This is a genomic window from Pseudarthrobacter sp. H2, assembly GCF_050157045.1.
Classification (GTDB): domain Bacteria; phylum Actinomycetota; class Actinomycetes; order Actinomycetales; family Micrococcaceae; genus Arthrobacter.
In genome coordinates this window covers 4,936,827-4,960,495 of record NZ_CP189594.1, presented here as the reverse complement: position 1 = coordinate 4,960,495, position 23,669 = coordinate 4,936,827, and the positions used below count along the sequence as shown (strand labels likewise).

General features: G+C 67.8%; 19 protein-coding genes. 12 read left to right on the top strand and 7 right to left on the bottom strand.

Annotated features, from left to right (window positions below; translation table 11 throughout):
* Nucleotide 1: 1 nt before the first annotated feature.
* From ACQCSZ_RS22970 to ACQCSZ_RS22950, 5 genes are all read left to right on the top strand, one after another.
* Nucleotides 2-2,110 (top strand): glycosyltransferase, encoded by a 2,109-nt coding sequence (locus ACQCSZ_RS22970; RefSeq protein WP_427005894.1) that lies wholly within the window; start codon nt 2-4, stop codon nt 2,108-2,110.
* Nucleotides 2,107-4,005, top strand: coding sequence for a hypothetical protein (locus tag ACQCSZ_RS22965; RefSeq protein ID WP_427005893.1), 1,899 nt, complete (start codon nt 2,107-2,109; stop codon nt 4,003-4,005). Before ACQCSZ_RS22970 ends, ACQCSZ_RS22965 begins: the two co-directional genes overlap by 4 nt.
* Entirely contained in the window at nt 3,995-4,372 is a 378-nt protein-coding gene (locus ACQCSZ_RS22960; protein ID WP_427005892.1) for a hypothetical protein, read from the top strand. The genes ACQCSZ_RS22965 and ACQCSZ_RS22960 overlap by 11 nt, the downstream gene beginning before the upstream one ends.
* Entirely contained in the window at nt 4,369-4,539 is a 171-nt protein-coding gene (locus ACQCSZ_RS22955; protein ID WP_211879878.1) for a hypothetical protein, read from the top strand. The genes ACQCSZ_RS22960 and ACQCSZ_RS22955 overlap by 4 nt, the downstream gene beginning before the upstream one ends.
* Nucleotides 4,540-4,861: 322 nt before the next feature.
* A complete protein-coding gene (locus ACQCSZ_RS22950; RefSeq protein ID WP_427005891.1) occupies nt 4,862-5,329 on the top strand; it encodes a hypothetical protein in 468 nt (155 codons plus the stop codon).
* 175 nt (nt 5,330-5,504) lie between these two features.
* On the opposite strand, the gene ACQCSZ_RS22945 is transcribed toward ACQCSZ_RS22950, so the two are convergent.
* On the bottom strand, nt 5,505-6,104 hold the full coding sequence (locus ACQCSZ_RS22945; protein WP_427005890.1) for a phosphoribosylanthranilate isomerase: 600 nt from the start codon (nt 6,102-6,104) through the stop codon (nt 5,505-5,507).
* Between the two features lie 136 nt (nt 6,105-6,240).
* Here ACQCSZ_RS22945 and ACQCSZ_RS22940 point away from each other — a divergent pair, with 136 nt between their 5' ends.
* The 3 genes from ACQCSZ_RS22940 (at nt 6,241) to ACQCSZ_RS22930 (ending at nt 8,881) form a co-directional block, all read left to right on the top strand.
* On the top strand, nt 6,241-6,918 hold the full coding sequence (locus ACQCSZ_RS22940; RefSeq protein ID WP_427005889.1) for a HutD/Ves family protein: 678 nt from the start codon (nt 6,241-6,243) through the stop codon (nt 6,916-6,918).
* A 254-nt stretch (nt 6,919-7,172) separates the two neighbouring features.
* Nucleotides 7,173-8,183: an aldo/keto reductase gene (locus tag ACQCSZ_RS22935; protein WP_427005888.1), complete on the top strand. Its 1,011-nt coding sequence runs from the start codon at nt 7,173-7,175 to the stop codon at nt 8,181-8,183.
* Between the two features lie 47 nt (nt 8,184-8,230).
* Complete coding sequence (locus tag ACQCSZ_RS22930; protein WP_427005887.1) at nt 8,231-8,881, top strand: MBL fold metallo-hydrolase; 651 nt, start codon at nt 8,231-8,233, stop codon at nt 8,879-8,881.
* 87 nt (nt 8,882-8,968) lie between these two features.
* Here the strand turns inward: ACQCSZ_RS22930 and ACQCSZ_RS22925 are convergent, their stop codons facing one another.
* Together ACQCSZ_RS22925 and ACQCSZ_RS22920 are read right to left on the bottom strand one after the other, a co-directional pair.
* Nucleotides 8,969-10,861: a DEAD/DEAH box helicase gene (locus tag ACQCSZ_RS22925; protein WP_427005886.1), complete on the bottom strand. Its 1,893-nt coding sequence runs from the start codon at nt 10,859-10,861 to the stop codon at nt 8,969-8,971.
* 442 nt (nt 10,862-11,303) lie between these two features.
* Nucleotides 11,304-12,572, bottom strand: a complete 1,269-nt coding sequence (locus ACQCSZ_RS22920; protein ID WP_427008429.1) for an MFS transporter — start codon at nt 12,570-12,572, stop codon at nt 11,304-11,306.
* 707 nt (nt 12,573-13,279) lie between these two features.
* Between ACQCSZ_RS22920 and trmB the strand changes: the two genes are divergently transcribed.
* Both trmB and ACQCSZ_RS22910 read left to right on the top strand, forming a co-directional pair.
* The gene (trmB, locus tag ACQCSZ_RS22915; RefSeq protein WP_427005885.1) at nt 13,280-14,203 is read left to right on the top strand and encodes a tRNA (guanosine(46)-N7)-methyltransferase TrmB; all 924 of its coding nucleotides are present in this window, start codon (nt 13,280-13,282) and stop codon (nt 14,201-14,203) included.
* 139 nt (nt 14,204-14,342) lie between these two features.
* Nucleotides 14,343-15,149 carry a DUF1206 domain-containing protein gene (locus tag ACQCSZ_RS22910; RefSeq protein ID WP_427008428.1) on the top strand — a complete coding sequence of 269 codons (807 nt, stop codon included), beginning with the start codon at nt 14,343-14,345 and terminating at the stop codon, nt 15,147-15,149.
* A gap of 22 nt (nt 15,150-15,171) precedes the next feature.
* Here the strand turns inward: ACQCSZ_RS22910 and ACQCSZ_RS22905 are convergent, their stop codons facing one another.
* From ACQCSZ_RS22905 to ACQCSZ_RS22895, 3 genes are all read right to left on the bottom strand, one after another.
* Nucleotides 15,172-16,938: a hypothetical protein gene (locus tag ACQCSZ_RS22905; protein WP_427005884.1), complete on the bottom strand. Its 1,767-nt coding sequence runs from the start codon at nt 16,936-16,938 to the stop codon at nt 15,172-15,174.
* 114 nt (nt 16,939-17,052) lie between these two features.
* A complete protein-coding gene (locus ACQCSZ_RS22900; RefSeq protein ID WP_427005883.1) occupies nt 17,053-17,751 on the bottom strand; it encodes a zf-HC2 domain-containing protein in 699 nt (232 codons plus the stop codon).
* On the bottom strand, nt 17,748-18,248 hold the full coding sequence (locus ACQCSZ_RS22895) for a sigma-70 family RNA polymerase sigma factor (protein ID WP_427005882.1): 501 nt from the start codon (nt 18,246-18,248) through the stop codon (nt 17,748-17,750). The genes ACQCSZ_RS22900 and ACQCSZ_RS22895 overlap by 4 nt, the downstream gene beginning before the upstream one ends.
* 215 nt (nt 18,249-18,463) lie before the next feature.
* On the opposite strand from ACQCSZ_RS22895, the gene ACQCSZ_RS22890 reads away from it, so the two are divergent.
* Nucleotides 18,464-19,012 carry a COG4315 family predicted lipoprotein gene (locus ACQCSZ_RS22890; RefSeq protein WP_427005881.1) on the top strand — a complete coding sequence of 183 codons (549 nt, stop codon included), beginning with the start codon at nt 18,464-18,466 and terminating at the stop codon, nt 19,010-19,012.
* A 66-nt stretch (nt 19,013-19,078) separates the two neighbouring features.
* Here the strand turns inward: ACQCSZ_RS22890 and ACQCSZ_RS22885 are convergent, their stop codons facing one another.
* Nucleotides 19,079-19,906: a DMP19 family protein gene (locus ACQCSZ_RS22885; RefSeq protein ID WP_427005880.1), complete on the bottom strand. Its 828-nt coding sequence runs from the start codon at nt 19,904-19,906 to the stop codon at nt 19,079-19,081.
* Between the two features lie 230 nt (nt 19,907-20,136).
* Here ACQCSZ_RS22885 and ACQCSZ_RS22880 point away from each other — a divergent pair, with 230 nt between their 5' ends.
* Nucleotides 20,137-23,661, top strand: coding sequence for an SNF2-related protein (locus ACQCSZ_RS22880; RefSeq protein ID WP_427005879.1), 3,525 nt, complete (start codon nt 20,137-20,139; stop codon nt 23,659-23,661).
* Nucleotides 23,662-23,669 lie beyond the last annotated feature (8 nt).

Sequence of the window (23,669 nt, the reverse complement as noted above, 5' to 3'; positions counted from 1 at the left end):
CGTGAGCGATCTCAAGGTGTCAGTTGTTGTTCCGGCACGCAATGCAGCGACCTGGTTAGGGGAATGCCTGGAGTCCATTGGCCGCCAACACCCCCACGAAATGATCGTCATCGATGGATGCTCGACGGATGACACGGTCCAGATTGCACGATCCTTTGGAGCGCGCGTCATTTCCGACGAGGGCCGCGGCCTCCCGGCCGCGCGGATGCTGGGCGCCCGAAGCGCCAAGAGCGACGTCGTCGCCCTGATAGACGCCGACGTCGTACTTCCTCCTGGGAGCCTGGAGGAACTCCTGGGCGAATTCGAGACAGGAGGCTTTGACGGACTCCAGTTCGGGCTGGCCAGCGAGTCCGATGGCCCGGGGTACTGGGGCTCGGCCCTGGCATGGCACCACAACCACAGCCGGGTGCGGTCCTGGTTCGGGGTCTGCGCCACCCTCATGCGTCGTGACGTGCTGCTCTCGGTCGGATTTGACGACAACTTCCGGTCCGGAGAAGACATCGAGTTGAAGATACGACTGGAGGACGCCGGGTACCGGCTCGGCGTCTCCCCCACCACCGTGGTCCGGCACCGCTTTGCCGACACGTTTGACTGTGCCCGCGACCAATGGCTCCAGGACGGCGCAGGGTTGGCCCGGACCATCCGCAAGCACCCTGCCCGCGCCGGCTGGATGCTGGTACTGCCGCTGCTGGCGTCAGTGCGCGGGGCGGGTCTGTCCCTGGTCCTTGCACCCCGCTACCTGCCGTATTGGGCGGGCTTCCTGCTCTACAACTACCGCTCCATGTTCGGCGAGATCCTGCGTCCGCAAAACCAGCCGATCTCGGTCGGAGGAAATGCGGCCTGGCTGGCCGCAGCCAGGGTTGCCCCCATGCTGACGGGGTTCCTGTTCTGGGCTTTGGCTGCCCTGGTGCTTCCTCCGGCCCAAATAGGCCTGGGCTCGGCCGTCGTGTCCGCGGCCCTCCTCACCGTCCAACTGGGAATGCTGGGCGTCGGACCGGCAACGCTGACGCTTCTCCCGCGAGAAACGGACGGGGGGCGCCGCCTCATCGCCACCAGCCTGCTCACGGTGGGTATTTTCTCGCTCGTGGTGGGCGGAGCATTGGCGGCGATCACGCACTCGCTGGGTTCGGGCGTGGGGGAGGCCTGGAATAACCCGCTGGTAACCCTTGTCTTCCTCGCTACGGCTCTTTTCGCCGCCAGCGCCTATCAGCTGGACCACATCGGCGTCGCCCAGGAGCGTGCTGACCGCACGCTCGTCCGCAGCCTCGTCCAAAGTTTGGTGCAACTTGCGTTCCTTGCCGGTGCGTTCGCCGTCGGAATCCGTGATTTGCTGGTTGTCATCGGAGCGGTCGGCGCCGGCGCACTGCTCAGTGTTCTGGTGGGGCTGCGCCAACTTGGCCGCGCGCACGTCTCGCCTGACTGGCGGCATGGGCTCAGACCCCGCCCTGCCTTGAGGCTCTTGAAACCGGGCCTCCCGAACCACGCGCTCATGATTGCGGACCGGGCACCCGGCTATTTGCTTCCGCTCATCGTCGCTGCCACCTTGGGCCCGGCGGCCACGGCAGCCTGGTACATCGTGTGGATGATGGCCTCAGCGGTATTCTTTGTGCCGCAGTCCGCCGGGTTCACGCTCCAGACAGCCTTGGCAGGCCCACGTTCGAAGCCTGGCCTCGTCGCCTCCGCAATGCGGGCCAGCCTCCTCCTTACCCTTGCGGCCGGCCTGATCCTAATGGTTGCCGGACCCTTCCTCCTCAGCCTCCTCGGTCCGCAGTACGCCTCGGCCTGGGTACTGCTGCCTGTACTGGTTCCGGCGCTGCTGCTGAGCTGCTTCACCCAGGTTTACTACGGGCTGTGCCGCGCCCAGGGGCGTCTGGTGGAATCCACATCCCTTGCCCTCGTTGCCGCCATCCTGGTCGTGGCACCGGCTGCAGCAGTTGCCCAACAATATGGCCTTACGGGCGTTTCCGTGCTCTGGTCCGTCGCCCAGGCGGCGGTTGCGCTGATCGCCGTCCGACGTCTGATCAAGCTGACCCGAGAGATGCCCGCCGCCGCAACCGGCGGGGTCCCTTCGGCGGCGCGCCATGAGCCGACAGGAATCGAGAAACCATGACAAACGACACGGCAGAAACTGTACCTGTGCGCACGGCGCCCGGACGGGACGAGCACGCTCGACACAGCGGTGCAAAACCTCCCACGGACCGCAACCTCGGGCTGACGCCCAGCTGGAAAGTCGGCGCTCTAGCGGCCGTGGCCGCGGTGGCCCTGGTTCTTGGGATCTGGAGCATGACCGGCGTTGATCCTCAACAGATCGGCGGCTCCGGACTCATCAGCGCTCTCCCCCTTACTTACTTCGTGGCGCTTGCCCTCAGCTTGGCCGGATTCGTGGCCTCGCTTGGTCTGCGCCGCTTCATTCCGGGGCTCCTGACCTGGCAGGTTCTGGTCCTGGTCCTCATCCTGCATGGCGCCGACCCCATCATCCATGGTCTGCCACGCCTCGAAGCAAGCTTTCGCCACTTGGGGATTGCCGACAACATATCCCAATCCGGACAAATCAATACGGGTCTGGACGCATATTTCAACTGGCCCGGCTTCTTCGATGCGCTGGGGATGCTGTCGGGGGCAACCGGCGTGGCGGACCTGACGGGTATCGCCACCTGGGCTCCCGTCGGGATCAACGTGATCCTCCTGGCGCCGCTCCTGGCGCTCGCGACACGGTTGACTTCAAATCCGAGGCAGGCGTGGGCGGGTGTGTGGGTCTTCTATCTGACCAGTTGGGTCGGTCAGGACTATCTGGCCCCCCAGGCCTACGCCTTCGTTCTTCTGCTGACTCTGCTGGCCCTGCTTCTCAGCACCTTCAGTGGATGGGCGTGGCCGACGGACCGAAACCGGTTCTGCAGGTGGCTTGCCCGGAGTGTATCCGGACTGGACGGCCCGGTTGCCCGGCAAGGAATAGTCGGGCCTTCCAGGGTGGACGCGGCGATCCTCGTGGTGGTCAGCTCACTGATTCTCATGGCGATGACGGCGTCGCACCAGCTCACGCCCTTTGCAGTGATCCCGTTCCTGGCTGTTTTTCTGCTCACTGGCCAGCTGCGGCTGCGGTTCCTGCCCGTCCTGGCGGTGGTCCTGCCGCTGGGCTGGCTGCTCTTCGCCGCGTCAGCGTACCTCCAGGGGCACACCGGCCAGCTCTTCGGCTCCTTCGGCGACGTCGGGGCCAACACTCTGGGGGCGCTGTCCACAAAAGTGTCCGGCAGCGATTCACATATGTTTGTGGTCTACACCCGGTTAGCGGAAGTGGCGCTGGTATGGGTCCTGGCCATCATCGGCGCCATAACGGGCTACAAGCGAAAGACGCCCTGGCTTGCGGCCGCGGCCGGTACGCTCGCACCGCTGTTCCTTATTCCGGCCCAGCCGTACGGCGGCGAACTGCTTCTTCGCCTGTATCTGTTCAGCCTGCCCTTCGCGGCATGTCTCGCGGTGCTGCCTCTGATGTCGGACAAGATCGTGGCGTCGGACCGGACCGGGGGCCTGGGCTTGAAACGGGCTCTGATCCTGCTGCTGCTCGGCGGGCTACTCGCCGCAACGACCATCGTTACCCGCTATGGAAACGACAGCATGGAGAGCTTCAACGACGACGAAATCGCCGTCGTGAACCACCTTTACTCGACGGCCCCCACGGGATCAATACTGATCGAAGCGGTGCGCAACACTCCGTGGAAGGCCCAGCACTATGCGGACTATGACTACCGGGCACTTGTGGCAGCCGAAGCAAGGCCCGGCGCGGCCCCGCTCACCTGCGACCCTGTCAACGAGATCGCCCGCAACTCGGGGGCGTACGTGATTGTCACCGACAGCCAGCAGGCGGCCGCCGATCTTCGCGGCTCGACTCCAGCAGATGACCTTAAGCACTTCATCGCCACCTGCGGCACCAGCCCCGGCTGGACAAAGGTATTTGAAAACGCCGGCGGCGTGATCTTCCAGATCCAAGGAGCAAAAAATGGCAAATGAACGCATCTACCTGAGCTATGCGACGGCCTCCGTCGCAGTCGCCGCCGTACCGCTCTCGTTCTTCGGTCCGGGCGGCCTCCGGCTAGCGGTGATCGGCCTGCTGATGCTCGCCGGCCCCGGGACGGCGCTGGTCCTGCTCCTCCGTCTTGACCCCCCGCGCTCCATGCAGGCAACCGGGGTGCTGCCACTGAGCATCGCCGTCGCAATCGCGTTCAGCCTTGCGATGTCCACGCTGGTAGCGACCGCAATGATCTACGCAGGACTTTGGTCCCCGCCCGCGGGCGTCTTCATCCTCACCGCCGCCACACTCGCACTACTGGGATTTGAGCTCAAAAGGTCCCGGACCACCCTGGCCGGTGCGAAATGATCGTCTTCCTGGTGGGCTTCGCCACCGTAGTGGCACTCGTAAGCTGCGAGGTGCTGCGGGTGTTGAAGCCCGAAAAGCGACTCCCCAAGGGGGCCGTATTGGTAACCGCTGCTCTTCTATCGGTGATTGGCATCTCGGTCGTAGTGCAGTTGGTGACGCTGGCCTGAACAGGGCCAGCCTGCTCGTCGCTTCGGCGCGAGATCACCTTAACAAGCAGAACCAATCACGGAGAGTACATCAATGAAAAGTTTAAAAGCACTGAGCACAGCGGGGACACTCGGACTGATCGTAGCCGGTACCCTTGTTTTCGGTTCCGCGCAGGCAAGTTCCGCGGCCACCTGCAGCGTACCGCCCCCCGGAGCCCCCATCACCTCCACAGGCTTTGAGTCCGGCAGCCTTTGCACGCTGATCCCGAAGGTATCGGGAACCGGCACGGCAACCGTTACGGGATCATTGGCAAAAGCCGGGACCCGTTCAGCCAAACTGCATGTGACCACCGATTCCGGTTCCCTCGCGAACCTCTCAACTCCACCCCTCCCCGCGGGGACCAAAACGGTCACCGCCGACGGCTGGTTCAATATCACCAAGGCCGGAGTCGCCGGCAACGATGTGCCGTATTTCCGCTTCTTCTCCGGCACCACCCGGGTTGCGGATATCTACCGCTACAACAGCAACGGGCAGCTGTGGCTGCGGGTGACGGCTCCGAACGGGAACTTTGTCTACACGAAGCTGATCGCCGGAAACATATCCATGAGTGCCTGGCATCACGTCACGATGCGCGTCACCGCCAACGGCAGCAAATCAACGATCCAGGTTTTGTTTGACGGGGTGCAGAAATACTCAAGCAGCACGGTCAGCATGACCGGGACCAGCCTTAGCAAAGTCCAGCTTGGGGCCGAGCACAACCGCCAGATGGGCGACGAATACATCGATGACGTCGTCATCAAGGCCTCATAGCTGAACAGCCTGGACAGAGGCAGCGCTCGCGGCCTCCGACGGGAACAACGTCAGCGCCGCAATGACCAGAGGGCGGCGGCCGGAGATCTTTCCGGCCGCTGCCCTCCGGCGCGGGCTTCCCGCCCTCGGCCGGCCAGGTTTCAGCCCTGGCATCGGCCCTTCCTGTCACTGGCCCTCACGACGATTTGGCTGCCGTCACGAAGGCCTTGATCTTGGCCAGGTCCTTGACCCCGCGGGACGATTCGACGCCGGAGGAGACATCCACGCCCCAGGCACCTGCCTGCGCGGCAGCCTGGGCGACATTGATTGGATCCAGGCCCCCCGCCAGCAGCCAGGGCCGGCCTTCGAGCCCCTTGTCCCGGACGGAACCGTAGTCCCAGGCCTCACCGGAGCCCGGTACGGCGGCGTCGATCAGCAGCAGGTCCTCGCCCCAGCTGCCGAACGCAGCAGGAGGGGCGGACATCGTGACGGCGCGGATGATTTTCAGGCCGGCGTCGTGCACCGTCTCCACGTCCGCCGCGGAGCGCTCACCGTGCAGCTGCACCCAGGCCAGGCCGGCCTCGCGGGCCACCGCGACGGCGGCCGCGGCCGCCTCGTGCCGGAAGACGCCCACAGCAGGAAACCCGGCCGGGAGCTGCGCCAGGAGTTCCCTGACCTGCGCCGGCGTCACTTCCCGGGGACTCCGGGTCAGGACGAAGCCGACGGCGTCTGCACCGGACCCGACCGCCAGGCGCACCGACTCGGGCGTACTGAGGCCGCACACTTTGACAAACATTTCAGCTCCTTTCGCAGCAGTTCCTGCCTCTGACGTTAGCAAGACGACACCGCCGGCGCCGAGGTTACGCCCCGCCACCCCGTGGCGCATCCAGGCCGGCGTCCGGCCAGAGTGAGCCGGCCGCTAGGCTGGGGACATGGAGATCATCCGCTATGCCGAGCTGAAAGCCCAACCCTGGCGAAACGGCGGCGGGCTGACCCGCGAACTGGCCAGCCATCCCGCGGCCGCCCCGGCGGGTGACGCCACAGTGCAGCACGGCTGGGACTGGCGGGTGAGCATCGCCGAGGTGTCCAAGGCCGGCGGCTTCTCGACCTTCCCCGGCATGGACCGGGTGTTGACGGTGATTGATGGTGAGCTGCTGCTGCTGAGCGTCGACGGGGCCGAGCACCCGCTCGAGAAATACCGCCCGTTCCGGTTTTCCGGCGACGCGGACTCGGCCGGGGCCCTGCCGACCGGCGACGTCCGGGATCTGAACGTCATCACCCGGAACGGCGTTTTCAAGGGCTACACCTCCATCGTCGAGCTGTCCAAGAAGCGCGCCCATCCCGTGTTTGCAGGCCAGTGGGGCATCCTCCTGCACGGCCAGGCCAGGGTCAGCAGCCCCGGAACCGCGGGAGGCGCGGCCGTGCCGGGCGGCGCGGCGGCGTCCGCCGGGCCGCCTGAGCCCGAACCGGCCGCCGTGGAGCTAAACCGTTTTGACGCCGTCGTCGGTTCAGACACGGCCACGCCGGAAATCCTGGGCCGCGGATTCCTGGCCGTTGTTTCCATCGACCGCGTTTCCGGCGGCGCGGAGAGCGGGCTTGCCACGGACTAACAGTCCCGAACCAGCAGTCACGGCAGGGTTCCGTGGCCTTCACCCATCCCGTCCGGCCCGGACTGTCCGGGCAGCCCCAGCGCCCGGGAAAACTGCCACTGCCTCGACGCTCCGGCCCGGCTGGTCGGAGCCCGGGCGGCGTGCCCGCGGCAACACGCCGTGCCAGGAGCCGGTTCGCGGTCAGCGACTGGGCAGGAGCGCTGGAATATAGGACACTGGCCCGGGGTTCTGGGATAGAACGAACGGAGCACATCATGGCAGCATCAGTCCAGCTCGGCGACGGCCTGACGGTCAGCCCCCTGGGGTTCGGCGGCATGGCCCTGACCCCGGTGTACGGGGAGGTGGACCAGTCCGAGGCCCTGAAGACCCTGCACCACGCGGTGGATGCCGGCGTCAGCTTCATCGACACGGCGGACATCTACGGCGGAGGCGGCAATGAGGAGCTGATTGCCCGGCTGCTCAAGGAACGCCGCGGCGAGGTCCAGCTGGCCACGAAATTCGGGCTGGTCGGCACACCGGCAACCGGCTACACGGACATCCGGGGCGACGCCGCCTACGTGCGGCAGGCCGTGGACCGCAGCCTGCAACGGCTGGGCACCGACACCATCGACCTGTATTACATGCACCGCCGTGACCTCCGCGTTCCGATAGTGGAAACCGTGGAGGCCATGGCGGGGCTCGTGCAGGCCGGCAAGGTGCGGCATCTTGGCCTGTCCGAGGTGACGGCCGAGGAGCTGCGCGAAGCCAGCAGCATCCACCCGATCGCCGCGGTCCAGAGCGAATGGTCCATCTGGAGCCGCGATGTGGAACGCAACGTTGTTCCTGCGGCGGCCGGGCTGGGGGTGGGTTTTGTGCCCTACTCGCCGCTGGGCCGGGGATTCCTCACCGGCACCGTGGACGCCTCGAAGCTGGGCAGCAACGACTTCCGCCGCAACATCCCCCGCTTCGCCGAGGACGCCGCCGTCGCAAACCAGGGTGTGGTGGCCGCCGTGCAGGCAGTCGCCGCCGAAGTCACCGCCGCCGGGCAGGGTGCCACGCCGGCGCAGGTTGCGCTGGCCTGGCTCCTGGCGCAGGGCCGGAAGCTGGGGCTCCCCGTCGTCCCGATCCCGGGCACGCGCAAGGCGCACCGGATCGATGAGAACCTGGGCGCCCTGGGGCTCAACTTCACCGCCGCCCAACTGGAGAAGCTCGACACCGCTGCGGACGCCGTCGTCGGCTCCCGGTCCCCAGACCCCCGCTGGGTGTCCCAGGGCCGGGAACAATAGGGGCGTGAACAGCAGGGCCGCGAATAAAGCGACCGTAGACTAAGCCCATGGACTCGCTCATTCACTCACTTCGTGACATCACCATCCGCCGGATTTCGGTCAGCGAGATGGACAACAACGTGTACCTGCTCACCGCCAAGGAGTCCGGCGCGCAGCTGCTGATCGACGCGGCCGACGACCTGCCCGCCATCCGGGGGCTGCTGGAAGACGCCGCCGCGGACACATCCGCGACGCCGAAGCTGGCGATGATCGCCACGACGCACCAGCACTGGGACCATGTCCGTGCACTGCCGGGCCTGGTCGAATCCACCGGCGCGAGGACGGCGGCCGGTACGGAGGACGCCCCGGAGCTGCCAGTGCCGGTGGATGTCCTGCTGGGCCACGGCGACGTCGGCAACTTCGACGGCTTCGACGTGACGGCGGTGCACCTGCGCGGGCACACCCCGGGCTCGGTCGCGCTGGTGTACGAGGACCCGGAGGGACCTGCGCACATCTTCTCCGGCGACTCGCTGTTCCCCGGCGGCGTGGGCAACACCCAGAAGGATCCTGAGCGGTTCGCCCAGCTCATCGCGGATGTGGCCGAGCGGCTGTTTGATGTGTATCCGGATGACACCGTGGTGCATCCGGGCCATGGCAAGCCCACCACCCTGGGTGCGGAACGCCCGCACCTTCACGAGTGGCGTGCCCGCGGCTGGTAGGTCTGAAACCTCATCGAGTGCTCCAGAACTGCCGTTATGAACCTTCTAAACGGCAGTTACGGAGCACTCGATGGTGGTTAAGCGGCCTTAGCGGCTGCGGCGTTCGTTCGACGCCGGAGCGGACGCGCGGCGGGGGCCGCCGCTGCGTGCCGGACGGCCTTCGCCGGAGCGGCCGCTGCCGCCGCCTGCGTAGGATCCGCCCGAGGTGCCACCGGTGTTGGATGACCAGACAGCAGCGTTTCCTCCGGTTTTGCTTCCGGTTTTGCTTCCAGAGGGCTGGGCGCCGGCAGCTGCACGCTGGCCGGTTGCCGGACGTCCGCTGCGCTGGCCGCCTGCCGAAGCACCCGTGCGGGGTGCGCCGGTGCGGGGAGCGCCGCCGCGGGGAGCGCCGCCGCGTCCTTCGGAGGTGCGGCCGTCAGAGCCACGGCCAGCCGCTGCGCGGCCGCCTGCTGCCGGTACATCGTTGCGGTGTGTGCCGTAGGAGGTTGAGCGTCCGCGGGTACCGCGGCGTTCGGCGCGCTCGGCCTCCATCCGGTCCTCGTTCTTTTCCGTGACGCGCTCCGCGGCGTTGCGCGCGGCGGCCTGGCCTTCGTACGCCACCGCACGGCGGTCGGCACGGGCCAGATCGGTGCGGGGGGCCTCAGCCCCGACGCGTCCGCGTCCGCCACGTCCGCCGCGGCCACCCGCGGTGGGTGCGGCCTGGGTGGTGCGGCGGGCGCGCTTGCGCTCGGCGTTGGCTCCGGTGGACGTGCCGCCGCCCTGGTTGGACTTGGCGGCCAGCAGCGCGGCGCGGGTGCGCGGATCGATCTTGTCCGCCATTTCGCCAACCAGTTCGGCGACCAGCGGGGAGTTGGCGGTGACGCGCTCGAAGTTGACCTCGACGCCGGCAGCCTTCATCAGCTTCTTGACGTCGGACTGCTGCTCCGGCAGGGTCAGCGTGACCACGGTGCCGTCGGAGCCGGCGCGGGCGGTACGGCCCGAGCGGTGCAGGTAAGCCTTGTGCTCTGTGGGCGGATCAACGTGGATGACCAGTTCGACGTCGTCGACGTGGACGCCGCGGGCCGCGACGTCGGTGGCCACCAGGACGCGGACTTCGCCGGAGGAGAACTCGGCGAGGTTCCGGTCACGGGCGTTCTGCGAAAGGTTGCCGTGCAGATCGACGGCGGGGATGCCGGCGTCGGTCAGGGTCTTGGCCAGCTTGCGGGCGTGGTGCTTGGTACGCATGAAGAGCACCCGGCGGCCGGCGCCCGAGGCGAGCTCGACGATCAGCTGCTTCTTGACGGTCTGGTCGTTGACGACGAGCACGTGGTGTTCCATCGTGGTCACCGCTGCCTGTGATTCATCCACGGCGTGGGTCAGCGGGTTGGACAGGTAACGCTGGACGATCTTGTCCACGCCGTTGTCCAGGGTGGCGGAGAACAGCAGGCGCTGGCCCTGGCTGGGGGTCATGTCCATGAGCTTCTTGACGACCGGCAGGAAGCCGAGGTCGGCCATGTGGTCGGCCTCGTCCAGCACGGTGATCTCGACGGCTTCGAGGGTCAGGATGCGCTGGCGGATCAGGTCCTCCAGGCGGCCCGGGCAGGCGATGACGATGTCGACGCCGGCACGCAGGGCCTTTTCCTGGCGGGCCTGGGAGATGCCGCCGTAGATCACGGTGGTGGTCAGGCCCATGGCCTTGGCCATCGGTTCGATGGTGGCGTTGAGCTGGGTGGCCAGCTCACGGGTCGGGGCAAGGACCAGACCCATGGGACGGCCGGGCTTGCGGAAGTGCTTGGCTTCCCGCTCGGCGAGTCGTGCCACCAGCGGGATAGCGAAAGCGATGGTCTTGCCGGAGCCGGTGCGGCCGCGGCCCAGGACGTCGCGTCCGGCCAGGGTGTCCGGCAGGGTCTTGACCTGGATGGGGAACGGCTCGACGATCCCCTGGGCGGTGAGGGTGTCGGCGAGTGCCTTGGGCGTGCCGAGGGCAGCAAATGTAGTCATATGTTTCAAAGGTCTTTCAGGCGGTATCCATGCGGATATCGGCCCCCGATGCCGGTTGGCTCAGGGGTTCGCCGAAGAAAAGTCAGGTGATCAACCGGGCTGCTACTAACCTTGCGGCAGTTGCGGCCGGGACCAAATAGAACGCGTTCATCGACGCAGGATGTGCCTCTCACATGAAAAAAACCCACTCCCCGCAGTCGGATTCCGGGAGGAATCCAGCAGGGGAACCGGTTGATGAACCGGAACAAAAGTGGGCATCACTGCACATCAAGTTCCCTCAGTCTATCAGCTGCGGTACCCCTTCCCTGCACACGGCCCACGGCGCGGCTCCGTGGAAGGCCCGGGGGAAGCATGGCCCCCAGGTAACTCGCAATAGATGCCGTTTTGAGCCCTCAGAACGACAACGAATGCCAGTCAGTTGGGCAGGCCACGCCGTCGGGCGTCAGCCGCCGATGAAGCGGTTCCGGCCGGCGCGGTAGCCGAAGACCGCCGCCAGCGAACCGACGGCCAGGAACAGCACACCCGCGGCGGTAAAGGACCCCGTGGACTGGTGCAGCTGGCCGACCATGAGTGTCCCGGTGGAGCCCAGCCCGTAGCCCACGCCCTGCATCATGCCGGACAGGTGTGCGGCCGTGTGCCCGTCGCGGGTGCGCAGCATGATCATCGTCAGCGCCACCGCAGTCAGGCTCCCCTGGCCCAGGCCCAGCAGCCCGGTCCACAGCCAGATCAGCTGCAGCGGTCCGAAGATGCTCAGGGCGAACCCGCCGCCGGTCATCAGCGCGACGACGGTGTTGATGGCGCGCTGGTCACGGAACCTTGCGGCCAGGGCCGGCGCGAACAGCGACCCCAGCATCTGCAGCACGATCGAGGCCGAGACGATCAGCCCGGCCGTGCCGCCGTCCACTCCGCGTTCGCGCAGGATCGGCGCGAGCCACGCAAACACGCTGAACGACATCATCGCCTGCAGCACCATGAAGACCGTCACCTGCCAGGCGACGGCCGAGCGCCACACGTTGACGCCGTCGGCCGCCTGCTGGTGCGGGCCGTGGTGCTGCCGCAGGGCCAGCGGCAGGAACAGCAGCAGGACGACGCCGGCCGGCACCGCCCAGAGCCACAGCGCCGCCGTCCACTCCCCCGTCGTGGTGTAGACGGGGTAGGTGAAGCCGGCGCCGAGCGCGGCCGAGGCGCAGATGGCCGTGGTGTACAGGCCGCCCATCAGGCCCAGGCGGTGCGGAAAATCCCGTTTCACGAGCCCCGGCAGCAGCACATTGCACAACGAGACCGCGGCGCCGCACGCAGCGGTTCCGGCCAGCAGCGCGGGAAGATGCCCGGCCCCGGCAGCGTCCAGCGGCCGCAGCAGCAGCCCGGCGGTCAGCACCGCCATGGCCCCGAGCAGCACGCGTTCCGCGCCGAAGCGCCGCGCCAGCACCGGGGCCAGCGGGGCGAACACCCCAAGCAGCGTCACCGGCACCGTGGTGAGGACCACCACGGCCCAGCCCGGCAGCCCGGCGTCGGCCGTCACCTCGGGAAGCACGGCGGAGAAACTGGAGAACACCGTGCGCAGGTTCAGCCCGATCAGGACCAGGCAGACGCCCAGGTAGGCCAGCCCGCGCCGGCTGCCGATGCGGGTGGGCTCCGCCGCGGGAACGTCGTCGGCCTCCGCGTCCACCAGGGCGGTGCGGAAATCCTTGGCGCGGCGTTCCGCAAAAATGCGGTCGACGGCGGCTGCCCCGCCGGCAGCGGAGGCCTGGGCTCTCTTCGGTACGGTCACTGACCCATTCTGGCAGGCGCCCCGGGACGGCGGAGGCGCACATGGGATTTATCCACATACGGCGCAGGCGCGTGGAGGCATGTCCCGATCCGCACGTACGCTGACCGAACAAGCACGACCACATGCACTGCCCGCACTTACACTGCCCAGTAAACACGGGAGGAACAATGATTCTCCAGCAGTCCCGGCCAACGCCGCCGCCCGTTCCACCCCCTGCACCGGGCCTCGGCGCCGGTGTAGCAAGTCTCGTGTGCGGCGTCCTGGGGGCCTGCAGCTTGACTGTGACCGTGCGGGCCAGTCTCCTCGCCGCGGTGCTTACGCGGGGGGACTTTGGCCGCGGTCCGCGCGATTGGGTTGCGCCCGCGGTCTTTTGGAGTCTGCCGGCTCCCCTCGGCCTGGCCTGCCTGATCCTGGGCATCATCGCCGTCGTTCGATCAGGCGGCCGGACGAATGCCCGGGTCGCCGGCGTCCTGGGGTTGTCCGTTCTGGCGGTCCAAATTGTCGGCCTTGTGGCTCTGGTGGCCAACGGCGGAGGATTCCTGATGGTTTGGTGAACGCCACCGGCATCCCGGCGCTCTCTGGTCCGCCCGCCCCGGCGGCTTCCCCCGGCGCCGCCCACCCCAGCAAACTCCTCTATTCTGGAAGGGATGAGTGAATCCCCAGAATCCCCCCGGACGCAGCCGCCGTCGCGCCCGGTGACCCCCGGCAGCCAGGCCTCGTTCGGGACCTACGGCGGCCGGCCGGTCAGCTTCGTGCGCCGCGGAACCCGGCTGCAGGGCCGTCGCCAGGCGGCCTGGGAGGAGCACTCCGACCGCTGGGCCGTGGAGGTCCCCCGCCACATCTCCAACACCTCCGTACACCCGGACTATGTGTTCGACGCCGCCGCCGAATTCGGTCGCACCGCGCCGCTGATCGTGGAGATCGGTTCCGGCCTCGGCGACGCCGTCTGCCACGCCGCGGAGCAGAACCCGGACACGGACTTCGTGGCTGTGGAGGTTTACACCCCCGGCCTGGCCAACACGCTGATCAAGATCAACAGCCGCAAGCTGAGCAACGTCCGGGTGGTCGAGGCGAACGCCCCGGAAGTGCTCGCCACGATGCTGCAGGCAGCCTCGGTCACGGAACTGTGGGTCTTCTTCCCCGACCCCTGGCACAAGTCCCGCCACCACAAGCGCCGGCTCATCCAGCCGGCCTTCGCCGGGCTCGCCGCGAGGGTCCTCAAGCCCGGCGGCGTCTGGCGGATCGCCACGGACTGGTCCAACTACGCCGTCCATGTCCGCGAGGTCCTGGCCGGCTCGCCCGATTTCGAAAACCTGCACGGGGGCCAGCGCAGCGGCAGCGAGAGCCCCCTGACCCGGGTCTGGGAATCCGGCGTCGAGTCCCTCGTCGGAGGCGCGCCCGTGAAGGAAGGCCGCGCACCCGTCAGCACCGACCAGACAGGCCCCAATGAAGGCGTCGATGAGACCGGCGGGTGGGCCCCGCGGTTCGAGGGCCGGATCCTGACAAGCTTCGAAAACAAGGCGCACGACGCCGGCCGCCTCATCTTCGACCTCAGCTACCGGCGCCGCTAAGCCTCGGCTGCCGACGACGCCTCAGGCACCTGTTCGGAAACCCTTCCGCGTGGCACGATTATTGAAGGGACATGCGCCGGCGTAGGTTTCGTCCGGGAGGACAACCGAGTCACTCGAGGGACTGGCCATCAAAAAGGAACTGAGGGACGCGGCGGATGCCGCCGAAGACGTCACCAACTCGAAGCCGCTCGAGGTGGTGGCGCGGGCCGGGTTTGCTGTGAGCGGCGTCCTGCACCTCCTGATTGGGCTGGTCGCCGTCCGGCTCGCCACGGGCGGCCAGGGCAAGGCCGACGTCAGCGGCGCCATGGCGGAACTGGCCGGCCAGCCCGCCGGACCGGTGCTGCTCTGGAGTTCCTTCGTGGCATGTGTCGCCTTGGCGCTCTGGCAGACCAGTGACGCGGTCTTCGACTTTCAACATCTTCCCGCCAAGAAGAAGCTCGGGAAGAAACTCAAGGCCGCACTCCAGGCCGTGGTGTACGCCGCACTCGCCGTGACGCTCGCGTCTTTCGCCAGGGGCACGGGGAAGGACCAGGGCCGTACCACGAGCGACTTCACGGCAACGCTCATGAAGGCACCGGGAGGCGTCGTCCTCCTGCTCGCCATCGGCGCCGCCGTGGCCGTCACCGGAATCATCTACGCCATCCGGGGCTTCCGGAAATCGTTCATCAAGTACCTCCGGATGCCGTCCTCGGACACGGCCCGGACGGTGGTGACGGTGCTCGGCGTCGCCGGCTACGCCGCCAAGGGCATCGCCCTTCTCCTGGTGGGCCTGCTGATAATCATCGCCACCGTGACCGTGCACCCCGAGGAATCAACAGGGCTCGACGGCGGCCTGAAGGGCCTGCGCGAGCAGCCGTACGGCATCTACCTGCTGGCAGCCGTGGGCGCCGGCCTGATCTGCTACGGCGTCTTCATGATGGTGCGCGCCAGGCTCGCCAAGATGTAGGTACCCGCTCAGGAGTACCGGTTCACGGCTTGTAATCGTCGTGGACGACAACCCTGGACAGCTCGATCGCCCCGTCCGGCAACCTCCAGAAGTGCAGCCGGCGGGCGGCTGCAACGTTCTTTTCAATCGCCACGCGGAAACAGGTGGCCCCGTCGTCACGGCGGTGTGGCGGAGTGTCCCCCGCCGCGTTGGCCCGCAGCGGGTGGAGCTCCCGGGCCGGGTTGCGCTCGGCTGCCCCCGTCAGGATCTCCACCGTGGCCTTGAGGGCCTTCGCTGCCACACCGGGCTCTGTGAAAGCGTAGAGTGAGGCTGCGAATTCGGGCCCGGCCTTCCATCCCGGCGGCAACGCCTGCCGTGCCTTCTCAGCGGCCGGTGTATTGCGCACCCATGAGAGATAGACATCGTGGCGAAGGCGGGCGTCCAGCGTCGCGAACAGTTCGCCGGGATCAACCTGCGCCCGTTTGAGCGCCTGCTGGGTTTCGCGGTTGCGGGTGCGCAGGCCCTGGAGTTCCTCCCGCTGCCTGGCCAGCCGCGCCCTCGCCGCCTCCAGATCCGCATTTGCCGCGTCCGAGATCTTCCGTTCGGTTTCCAGCTGCAGCTTCAGCGCTTCGCGGTCCTTCTGGAGGCTGACCAGCCGGGCGCCGGCCTGGCTTCCGGCGGACACAAGCTCCTGGAGCGCAGCGACTTTCCGTCGTTCGGCGTCGAGCTGCAGCTGGGCGGACAGCAGCGCGGCCGACGGCTTCGGCGCCGGGGCGGAGGCCTCCGCCTTGCTGCCGACCGCGTCCGTGGACGCGGTGCCCGCCACGTCTGCTCCGGGGGCAACGAATGTCCTGCCGGCCCTGGATTGTTCGGCCAGATGGCGCCCGGCCCGCAGCCAAGGGGTGCCACCTGCAAGAAGCGCGGGCGATTCCTTCACCTCGGCGTCGTCATCCACATCAAGGAGGGACAACACCACCGCCCCCTGCTCCCGCAGGAACCGTGCCACCACAACCTCGCCCTCCGTGACCAGGCTGTCGGCGGTGTCCAGCGGGTTGGAAGAAATGCAGTCCGCGCCGACCGACCAGCTGGAACCCGGGAACAGTGTCAGTTCGACGCCCCTGGCAGTGACCTCCTCGGCCAGGGCCAAAACGAGGTCCCCGGAACGGTAGAGCTCTGCAAGCCGGGGAGTGGCCTTTAGTTCATTGACGTCCAGCGCCTTGTCTTCATCGTTGAAGAGGCCCTCGATCGGCTGCCCCGGCGCAAGCATCCAGTCGAGGCGGACGGGCGGAACAACCCGTTCCCGCTGGATGGAACAGCGGGTGCCGTCGTCCAGTTCGACGATTGCCCTGGAGCCTGCGCTGGTGAAAGCCCTGATGGTGCCGCGGACGCGGCGTGGTGCCGCGGCGGCGGGCCTCGTTTTTGGGGGAACCACGGTGATCAGGCTGAGGACGTCCTCGATGATGTCCTCAGCCGCGCGCGCTGCGGCCGGGCGGTCCCCGGCCATGCGCAGCGGACTCTGATAGACGTCCCGCATCCAGCGGAGATCCGCCGAGTAGACCCGCGCGGCGTTGCCGAAGACGTGGGCGCCCGCCGACAGGTGGTCTTGGAAGATATAGCTTTCCCCGCCGTTTTCCAGGCAGAAAATCTCCGCCAGCCCACCCACTTCCCGGGCGATGTGGTCCACGTCGATGCGGTTCCGCTCCAGCTGCGGATGCCAGGAGATCACCGCTGCCGGTTTGGTCCGCCCCTTGGCCATGAGGCGGAGGGCCAGGTCCTTTCCTGACGTGACAACTTCATATCCCTGTTCCACGACGAATCCCCATTTCGTTGGTGCGGAGGTGCGAAGTCCGCGTGTGACGGAGAAGCCTGCGGACTCTCCACGCTCAGTTGAGCAGGAGGGTCTGACAATAACGGGCCGGCGCGGCTACCCGTCCGGCACGGCGATGACGGCCACGGTCTGCTGCTGCCCGTTCCGCATCTCCACGCTGCCGATACTGGCGAGCTGCAGCGGGGTGGCCCCGGTGATCCTGACCCGGCCGGACGGGGTCGCCGTCCAGGAGCACGCGCGGTCTTCTCCGCCGTCGCGGTCCTTCACCCACAGCGAGAACGTCCCCGCCACGGGCAGGCTCCGGCCATCCACCGCCAGTTCGGTGCCCCAGGTCTTCCTGACCAGGCCGACGGTGACCTGCAGGCCCTCGCCGGACTGAACGGAGTAGCTGGCGTCCGGCTTGGGAGGTTGATTGAGCAGCGGGGCGGCCACGATCCCGAGGGCGAGGCACGCCGCAGCCGCGGCGGCCACCGCCGCGGACCACCGGCGCCGGACTGTCCGGCGGCGCGCGGCAACTTCATCGAGCAACAGCCGCAGCACGGGGCCGGACTCGTGCGCAGCGGGGGCCCGCTCACCGGCCCCGGGCACAGCCGCAGCGGCTGCCGCGGCGGTCAGCGCGACGGCGTCGGGCACCGGAAGCGCGTCGAGCAGCGCCGGGAGGCTGGCCAGATCATCCAGTTCCTGCCGGCAGTCCGCGCAGGAGTCCAGGTGCTCCTCAAAGGCTGCAGCCTCCGCGGCCTCCAGCCCGCCGAGCAGGTAGGCGCCGAGCAGGTGGTGGAGCCCCGTTCCGTTCACCGCTGCACCCCCATTTCGTCAAGGATGGTCCGCAGCGCGCGCACGGCGTAGAACGCCCTGGACTTCACTGTGCCGCTGGGGATGTTCAACCGGGCGGAGGCCTCCTGGACCGTGTAGCGGCGGTAGTGCAGGGCGACGAGGACGTCGCGGTGCTCCGCGCTGAGCCGGAGCAGCGCCTCCTCCATCAGCACCTTGTTGAGCAGATCATCGACCCGGTCGGCCGCGTCCACGGGATCGGTCCCATCGCGTTCCGTGGCCTCGAGGGGGCGGCGCTGGGACTTGCGGTAGTTGTCGATCATGATGTTTCGGGCCGTCCGGAACAGGTAACTGCGTAGGCTCCCGGTGATCTGGGGCGCCTGCTGCCAGACCCGCAGCACGGTCTCCTGCACGACGTCGTCCGCCAGGTGCGGATCCCGGGAGGCGTTCAGGACGAAGCGCCTCAGGGCCGTACCGTGGTCGCGGTAAATCGCGGCCACCACGTCTTCGTCCAGCGACATTCCGCACCTCCGGGCTCGTGTCCTGATGCCCCTTACGACGTACGGGCGGCCGCATTAGTTCAGTGCGCGCGCCGGCCGGGAGCCGGGAGCCTGAGCCGGGTCAAGAACAAGGGCCAGGAATAATCCCCCAGACCCTGAACCATTCTTCACCGCAGTGCGTCATATCGGATAGCGCCGGACTGACGAATTGGCCGGCACGAGCCAAGGAGCAGCAGATGAAAAAGCACCTCAGCATTGGCCTGTCAGCTTTCGCCCTCGCCGCGTTACTCTCCGGCTGTGCGGGCGGCGGCACTACGACCGCCACGGTGGCACCGGCGCCTTCGGCCAGCAGTGCCGCGGCCAGCAGCCCGGCCACTGCACCGGCCACCGGTGCGCCCCTGCCTTCCCCTCCGGCATCTGCCGCGGAACTCATGGTCGCGCCATCGAAGGCCGGACAGATCGTGGTCGATGGCAAGGGCATGAGCGTCTACTACTTCACGAAGGACACGAAGGACTCCGGGACCAGTGCCTGCACCGGCGGGTGCCTCACCGCCTGGCCGCCGGTCACCACCACCTCTGCCACCCCGGCTGTCGCCGGCGTCACCGGCACCGTGGGAACCATCACCACACCGGACGGCAACAAGCAGCTGACCATCGGCGGCATGCCCGTCTACTACTTCGAAAAGGACAAGGCCGCCGGCGACATCCTGGGCCAGGGCGTCGGCGGCGTCTGGTACCTCGTGGCTCCGTCCGGGGAGATGATCACCGCACCGGCCGGTTCTTAAAGACGCCTGGCGCCTGCTGCCGGGGGCAGCAGGCGCGGCGCCGCTCCCGCGGAGCCCGCTGTCCGCCTACTCGAACTCGACGGCGGCCACGATCTCCTTGGTGTCCGGATGGATCATGAATGCTTCGTCGTCGTCTTCCACCATCAGGAACTCGCCCTGTTCCGTGCTGAAGTGCCAGGCCAGGGTGCGTTCGCCGTTGTGGTCATAGTTGGGGTCGCCCATGGTGATCTTCAGCAGCGTATGGCCGGCCACAGCGCACAGCTCACGGATGGTCAGCTCGAACTCCGGAGCGTCCAGGCGTGCGTCTTCGGCAGCCTCGGCCTGGCGTTCTTCCAGGTTGGGGATCCGGGCCACCCGCTCGACGATATGCCGGTCGAGTTCCTCTGCGTCCAGGACCAGAAGGTCCTCCTGGCCCCGGAGCCAGGCCGCGTTCAGCGCGATGAGGTCCTCGGTCTCCAGCAACCCCTCGAACTCGACGTCGAGCTCCTCCAGCTGCCGGACGGCCCCGGAGACGCCCGCCTCGCCGTCGGTGTCCACGCCGGCGCCCCCCTCCAGGTAGCAATCGACGTCGTCCTCCGTGAGGGAGTCGAAGGCGGCCACCGTGCGGTTGAAGAGGTCCAGATGGGCGACGGCACCCATGCTCCCAAGCCCTGCGCGGATGTAGGCATCGATCTCTTCGCGCTCGGGCGCCGTGAAGACGTACTGGGCGAAGCCGCCTTCCAGCGACTGCGTCATGTAGAAGTCCACGTAGTAGCTGCGCAGCGCGTTTTCGGCGATTTCCTCGACGTCGAGCAGTTCCGCGTACATGGCGTTGACGACGTCGACATTGGCGTCCACCACGTCCGCGTCGCCGCCGTTGATGCTCTCCTGGCTCAGGACCAGGACGTTTGTCATGCCGGAAGGGCTACTGGGAAGGCCGTTGCTCATTGGGATCCTCACTGCTGAATGCGGGTGGCGCTCCGAACCACTCCAAGCTACCGTCCCCGGCTGTCCCCCGGCTGAGCTGGAGTTGAACGGCAGGGGAACCCTGGGGGCGGATCCGTGGCCGCCGGCTCCTGCGAAGTTCAGGGGCCTCCGGGTCGCTAAGATGGATCAGATGACCAACTGCTGAAAGTAGCGCGCACATGCCATCCCATCCGGACGAGAGTGCGGCACTGGCAATACAGACTCCCGCCATTAACGACCGCTCCCTCGCGGCCGGACTGGCCTACGCCATGGGGAGCCGCGTGTCCGGAATCTCCTTCGACGCCGCCACCGGGCTCATGCTGGGCAAGGTGCGCGGCGGCGCGGACGTGCCCTATTCGACGACGGCGAAACTGGTCCGGAAGGCGGGTGGCTGGAGCTGCACCGTAGGGGTCTGCAGCTGCCCGGTCCGGAAAGACTGCAAGCACGTGGCCGCCCTGCTGTTCGCAGCCGAAGACAACCCGGCAACCCGGGTCCAGCTGCTGGCCCCGGGCGGGGCCACCCGGCTGTCCCGCCAGGCTGCGGCGCCGGAGGCGCCGGACTGGGAGCAGGCCCTCAGCCCGCTGCTCGCCCGGCCCGGCATCACCGCGTCCACCAACGGCACCCCGCTGGCGCTCCAGTTCGAGGTGGAGGAACCCGCCCCGCACTTCTCCTACACCGGCCGCCGGGATCCGCTGCGCAGCGTGCGCCAGCTCAAGGCGCGGCCCGTGATCATGGGCGCCAAGGGCAAATGGATCCGCGGGGACGTCTCCTGGAACACCCTGAGCTACCTGAGCTACCGGCGCGAATGCAATGCGGCCCACGTCGAGTGGATGCAGGAATTCCTGGCCTCGCACACGGCCCTCGCCAACCGCCAGCACTCCGCGACCGCCCCGTGGCTGGGGCTGAACACCTACGCCGGCAGGAACCTGTGGGGACTGCTGGCCCAGGCGCAGAAAATCGGACTGGCCCTGGTCCACGGCCGCGGCCAGGAGCCGGTGCGGCTCGTCGAAGAGCCTGCCGCCGTCGGCCTCAATCTGAGCCGCTTCGGCGCCCCGGTTCCCTCCGAACCGGAGGCGGCGGCCGCCGTCGTACCCGCAACCAGCGGACAACACGACAGCGGACACGACGGCGGACACGACGGCGGCGGGCTGGCGCTTGAACCGACCATCACCGTGGAGGGCGTCGTCGTTGACCCGGCCACCGTGGGTACCATCGGCCACCCGGCGCACGGGATCTTCCTGGCCTCGGGCGGTGACGCCCTCCCGGGCGTCGCAGCGGCGGACCCTGTGATCACGCTCGCGCCGCTGGAAAGCGGTCTCAGCGAGGAACTCCTGACGTTCGTGACCGCGGGAACCACCCTGCACATTCCGGCCCGGGATGAGAGCCGCTTCCTGACCGGTTTCTATCCCAAGCTCAAGCAGACCGCCCGGGTCACCGCGTCCGATGAGTCCGTGGAGCTGCCCGCGCTGGCCGTTCCCGCGCTCTCCTTGCTCGCCAACTACGGCGCGGACCACCGGGTCCGGCTGCACTGGGAATGGCACTACACGTCCGGAAACCTTGTCACGGCCCAACCCCTGTGGCGTCATCCCGGCGATCACGGCTACCGGGACGACCCCGCCGAAGCCAGCATTCTGGAGGGTGTTGGCCAGCCCTGGGACGTGGTTCCCGCCCTGGGCGAATCAGCCACCGGCGGTTGGGGGACCCCGCGCCTTGCGGCTTCCTCCGAACTCAGCGGACTGGACACCCTGACCTTCACCGAGGAGGTGCTCCCCCGGCTCCGGGAGCTCCCCGGCGTCTCGGTCGACACCGCCGGGGAGATCGCGGACTACCGCGAAGCTGAGGAGGCGCCCGTGGTGGCGATCTCCACGACGGCGACGGACAGCCGCGACTGGTTCGACCTTGGCATCGTGATCACCCTGGAGGGCCAGCCGGTTTCCTTCGCGGCGCTGTTCTCGGCCCTTGCCGCCGGGCAGACCCGGATGCTGCTGCCCAGCGGCGCGTACTTCTCGCTCGACCTGCCCGAACTGCACCAGCTGCGGGCGCTGATTGATGAGGCACGCATCCTTCAGGACAACCAAGGCAAGGATGCGCCGCTGCAGATCAGCCGGTTCCAGGCCGGCCTCTGGGACGAGCTCGCGCAGCTCGGCATCGTGGACCAGCAGGCCACCGCCTGGCGCGAGGCTGTCGGTGGCCTGCTGGAAGGCGGGGTGCAGGGCCTGCCGCTGCCCGCGACGCTGAACGCGGAGCTGCGCCCCTACCAGCTGGAAGGGTTCAACTGGCTCAGCTTCCTCTACCGCCACGGGCTGGGCGGGGTGCTGGCCGATGACATGGGCCTCGGCAAGACCGTCCAGGCGCTGGCGCTGATCTGTGCCGCCAAGGTCGCTGCCAATGACTCCGCTCCAGCATCCGGAGCAGAACCCGACGCCGGCGCAGCCGATGCCGCCGCAGGGGCCGCCGCAGGGGCGGCCCCCTTCCTGGTGGTCGCCCCGACGAGCGTCGTGGGCAACTGGGAGGCGGAAACCGAACGGTTCGCCCCCGGCCTGACGGTGCGGGCGATCAGCGAGACCTTCGCCAAGAGCGGCTCCAGCCCGGCCGAGGCGATGGCCGGCGCGGACGTCATCATCACCTCGTACGCGCTGTTCCGGATCGACTACGACGCCTACGCCTCAAGGGAATGGGCCGGCCTGGTCCTGGACGAGGCCCAGTTCGTCAAGAACCACCAGTCCAAGGCCTACCAGTGCGCCCGCAAGCTGCCGGCCGCCTTCAAGCTCGCCGTCACCGGCACGCCGCTGGAGAACAACCTGATGGAGTTCTGGGCTCTCACCTCCATCGTGGCGCCGGGGCTCTTTTCCAGCCCCAAGCGGTTCGCGGAGTACTACCAGAAGCCGGTGGAGAAGAACGGTGACAAGGCGCAACTGGACAAGCTCCGCCGCCGGGTGCGGCCGCTCATGATGCGCCGCACCAAGGAACAGGTCATCCACGACCTGCCGCCCAAACAGGAGCAGATCCTTGAGGTGGTGCTCAATCCGCGGCACCAGAAGGTCTACCAGACCCATCTGCAGCGGGAACGCCAGAAGATCCTGGGCCTGATCGAGGACGTCAACAAGAACCGCTTCACGATCTTCCAGTCGCTGACCCTGCTGCGGCAGCTCAGCCTGGACGCGTCCCTGATAGACCCGTCCTTGTCCGGCGTCCGGTCCAGCAAGCTCGACGTGCTTTTTGAACAGCTGGCGGACCTCGTGGCGGAAGGCCACCGGGCGCTGATCTTCAGCCAGTTCACCGGTTTCCTGGGCAAGGTCCGGGAGCGGCTCATCGAGGAGAACATCGAGTTCTGCTACCTCGACGGGAGCACCCGCAACCGTTCCGACGTCGTCAATGAGTTCAAGAACGGCGCGGCCCCGGTGTTCCTGATCAGCCTCAAGGCCGGCGGCTTCGGCCTGAACCTGACCGAGGCGGACTATGTGTTCCTGCTGGACCCGTGGTGGAATCCCGCGTCCGAGGCGCAGGCCGTGGACCGGACGCACCGGATCGGCCAGGCCCGGAACGTCATGGTCTACCGGCTCGTGGCCAAGGACACGATCGAGGAGAAAGTCATGGCGCTCAAGGCCCGGAAGTCCCAGCTTTTCGCGGACGTCATGGAAGGCGATGCCCTGACCGGCGGCGCGCTGACCGCGGACGACCTCGCCGGGCTGTTCAACGACTAAGTGCTTTC

Excerpts from the sequence above, each read along its gene's own strand:
- ACQCSZ_RS22890 (WP_427005881.1), top strand. The coding sequence starts at position 18,464 with ATGAAAAAGCACCTCAGCATTGGCCTGTCAGCTTTCGCCCTCGCCGCG.
- ACQCSZ_RS22935 (WP_427005888.1), top strand. The coding sequence starts at position 7,173 with ATGGCAGCATCAGTCCAGCTCGGCGACGGCCTGACGGTCAGCCCCCTG.
- ACQCSZ_RS22960 (WP_427005892.1), top strand. The coding sequence starts at position 3,995 with ATGGCAAATGAACGCATCTACCTGAGCTATGCGACGGCCTCCGTCGCA.
- ACQCSZ_RS22945 (WP_427005890.1), bottom strand. The coding sequence starts at position 6,104 with ATGTTTGTCAAAGTGTGCGGCCTCAGTACGCCCGAGTCGGTGCGCCTG.
- ACQCSZ_RS22955 (WP_211879878.1), top strand. The coding sequence starts at position 4,369 with ATGATCGTCTTCCTGGTGGGCTTCGCCACCGTAGTGGCACTCGTAAGC.
- ACQCSZ_RS22925 (WP_427005886.1), bottom strand. The coding sequence starts at position 10,861 with ATGACTACATTTGCTGCCCTCGGCACGCCCAAGGCACTCGCCGACACC.
- ACQCSZ_RS22895 (WP_427005882.1), bottom strand. The coding sequence starts at position 18,248 with ATGTCGCTGGACGAAGACGTGGTGGCCGCGATTTACCGCGACCACGGT.
- ACQCSZ_RS22930 (WP_427005887.1), top strand. The coding sequence starts at position 8,231 with ATGGACTCGCTCATTCACTCACTTCGTGACATCACCATCCGCCGGATT.
- ACQCSZ_RS22885 (WP_427005880.1), bottom strand. The coding sequence starts at position 19,906 with ATGACAAACGTCCTGGTCCTGAGCCAGGAGAGCATCAACGGCGGCGAC.
- ACQCSZ_RS22965 (WP_427005893.1), top strand. The coding sequence starts at position 2,107 with ATGACAAACGACACGGCAGAAACTGTACCTGTGCGCACGGCGCCCGGA.
- ACQCSZ_RS22940 (WP_427005889.1), top strand. The coding sequence starts at position 6,241 with ATGGAGATCATCCGCTATGCCGAGCTGAAAGCCCAACCCTGGCGAAAC.
- ACQCSZ_RS22880 (WP_427005879.1), top strand. The coding sequence starts at position 20,137 with ATGCCATCCCATCCGGACGAGAGTGCGGCACTGGCAATACAGACTCCC.
- trmB (WP_427005885.1), top strand. The coding sequence starts at position 13,280 with ATGAGTGAATCCCCAGAATCCCCCCGGACGCAGCCGCCGTCGCGCCCG.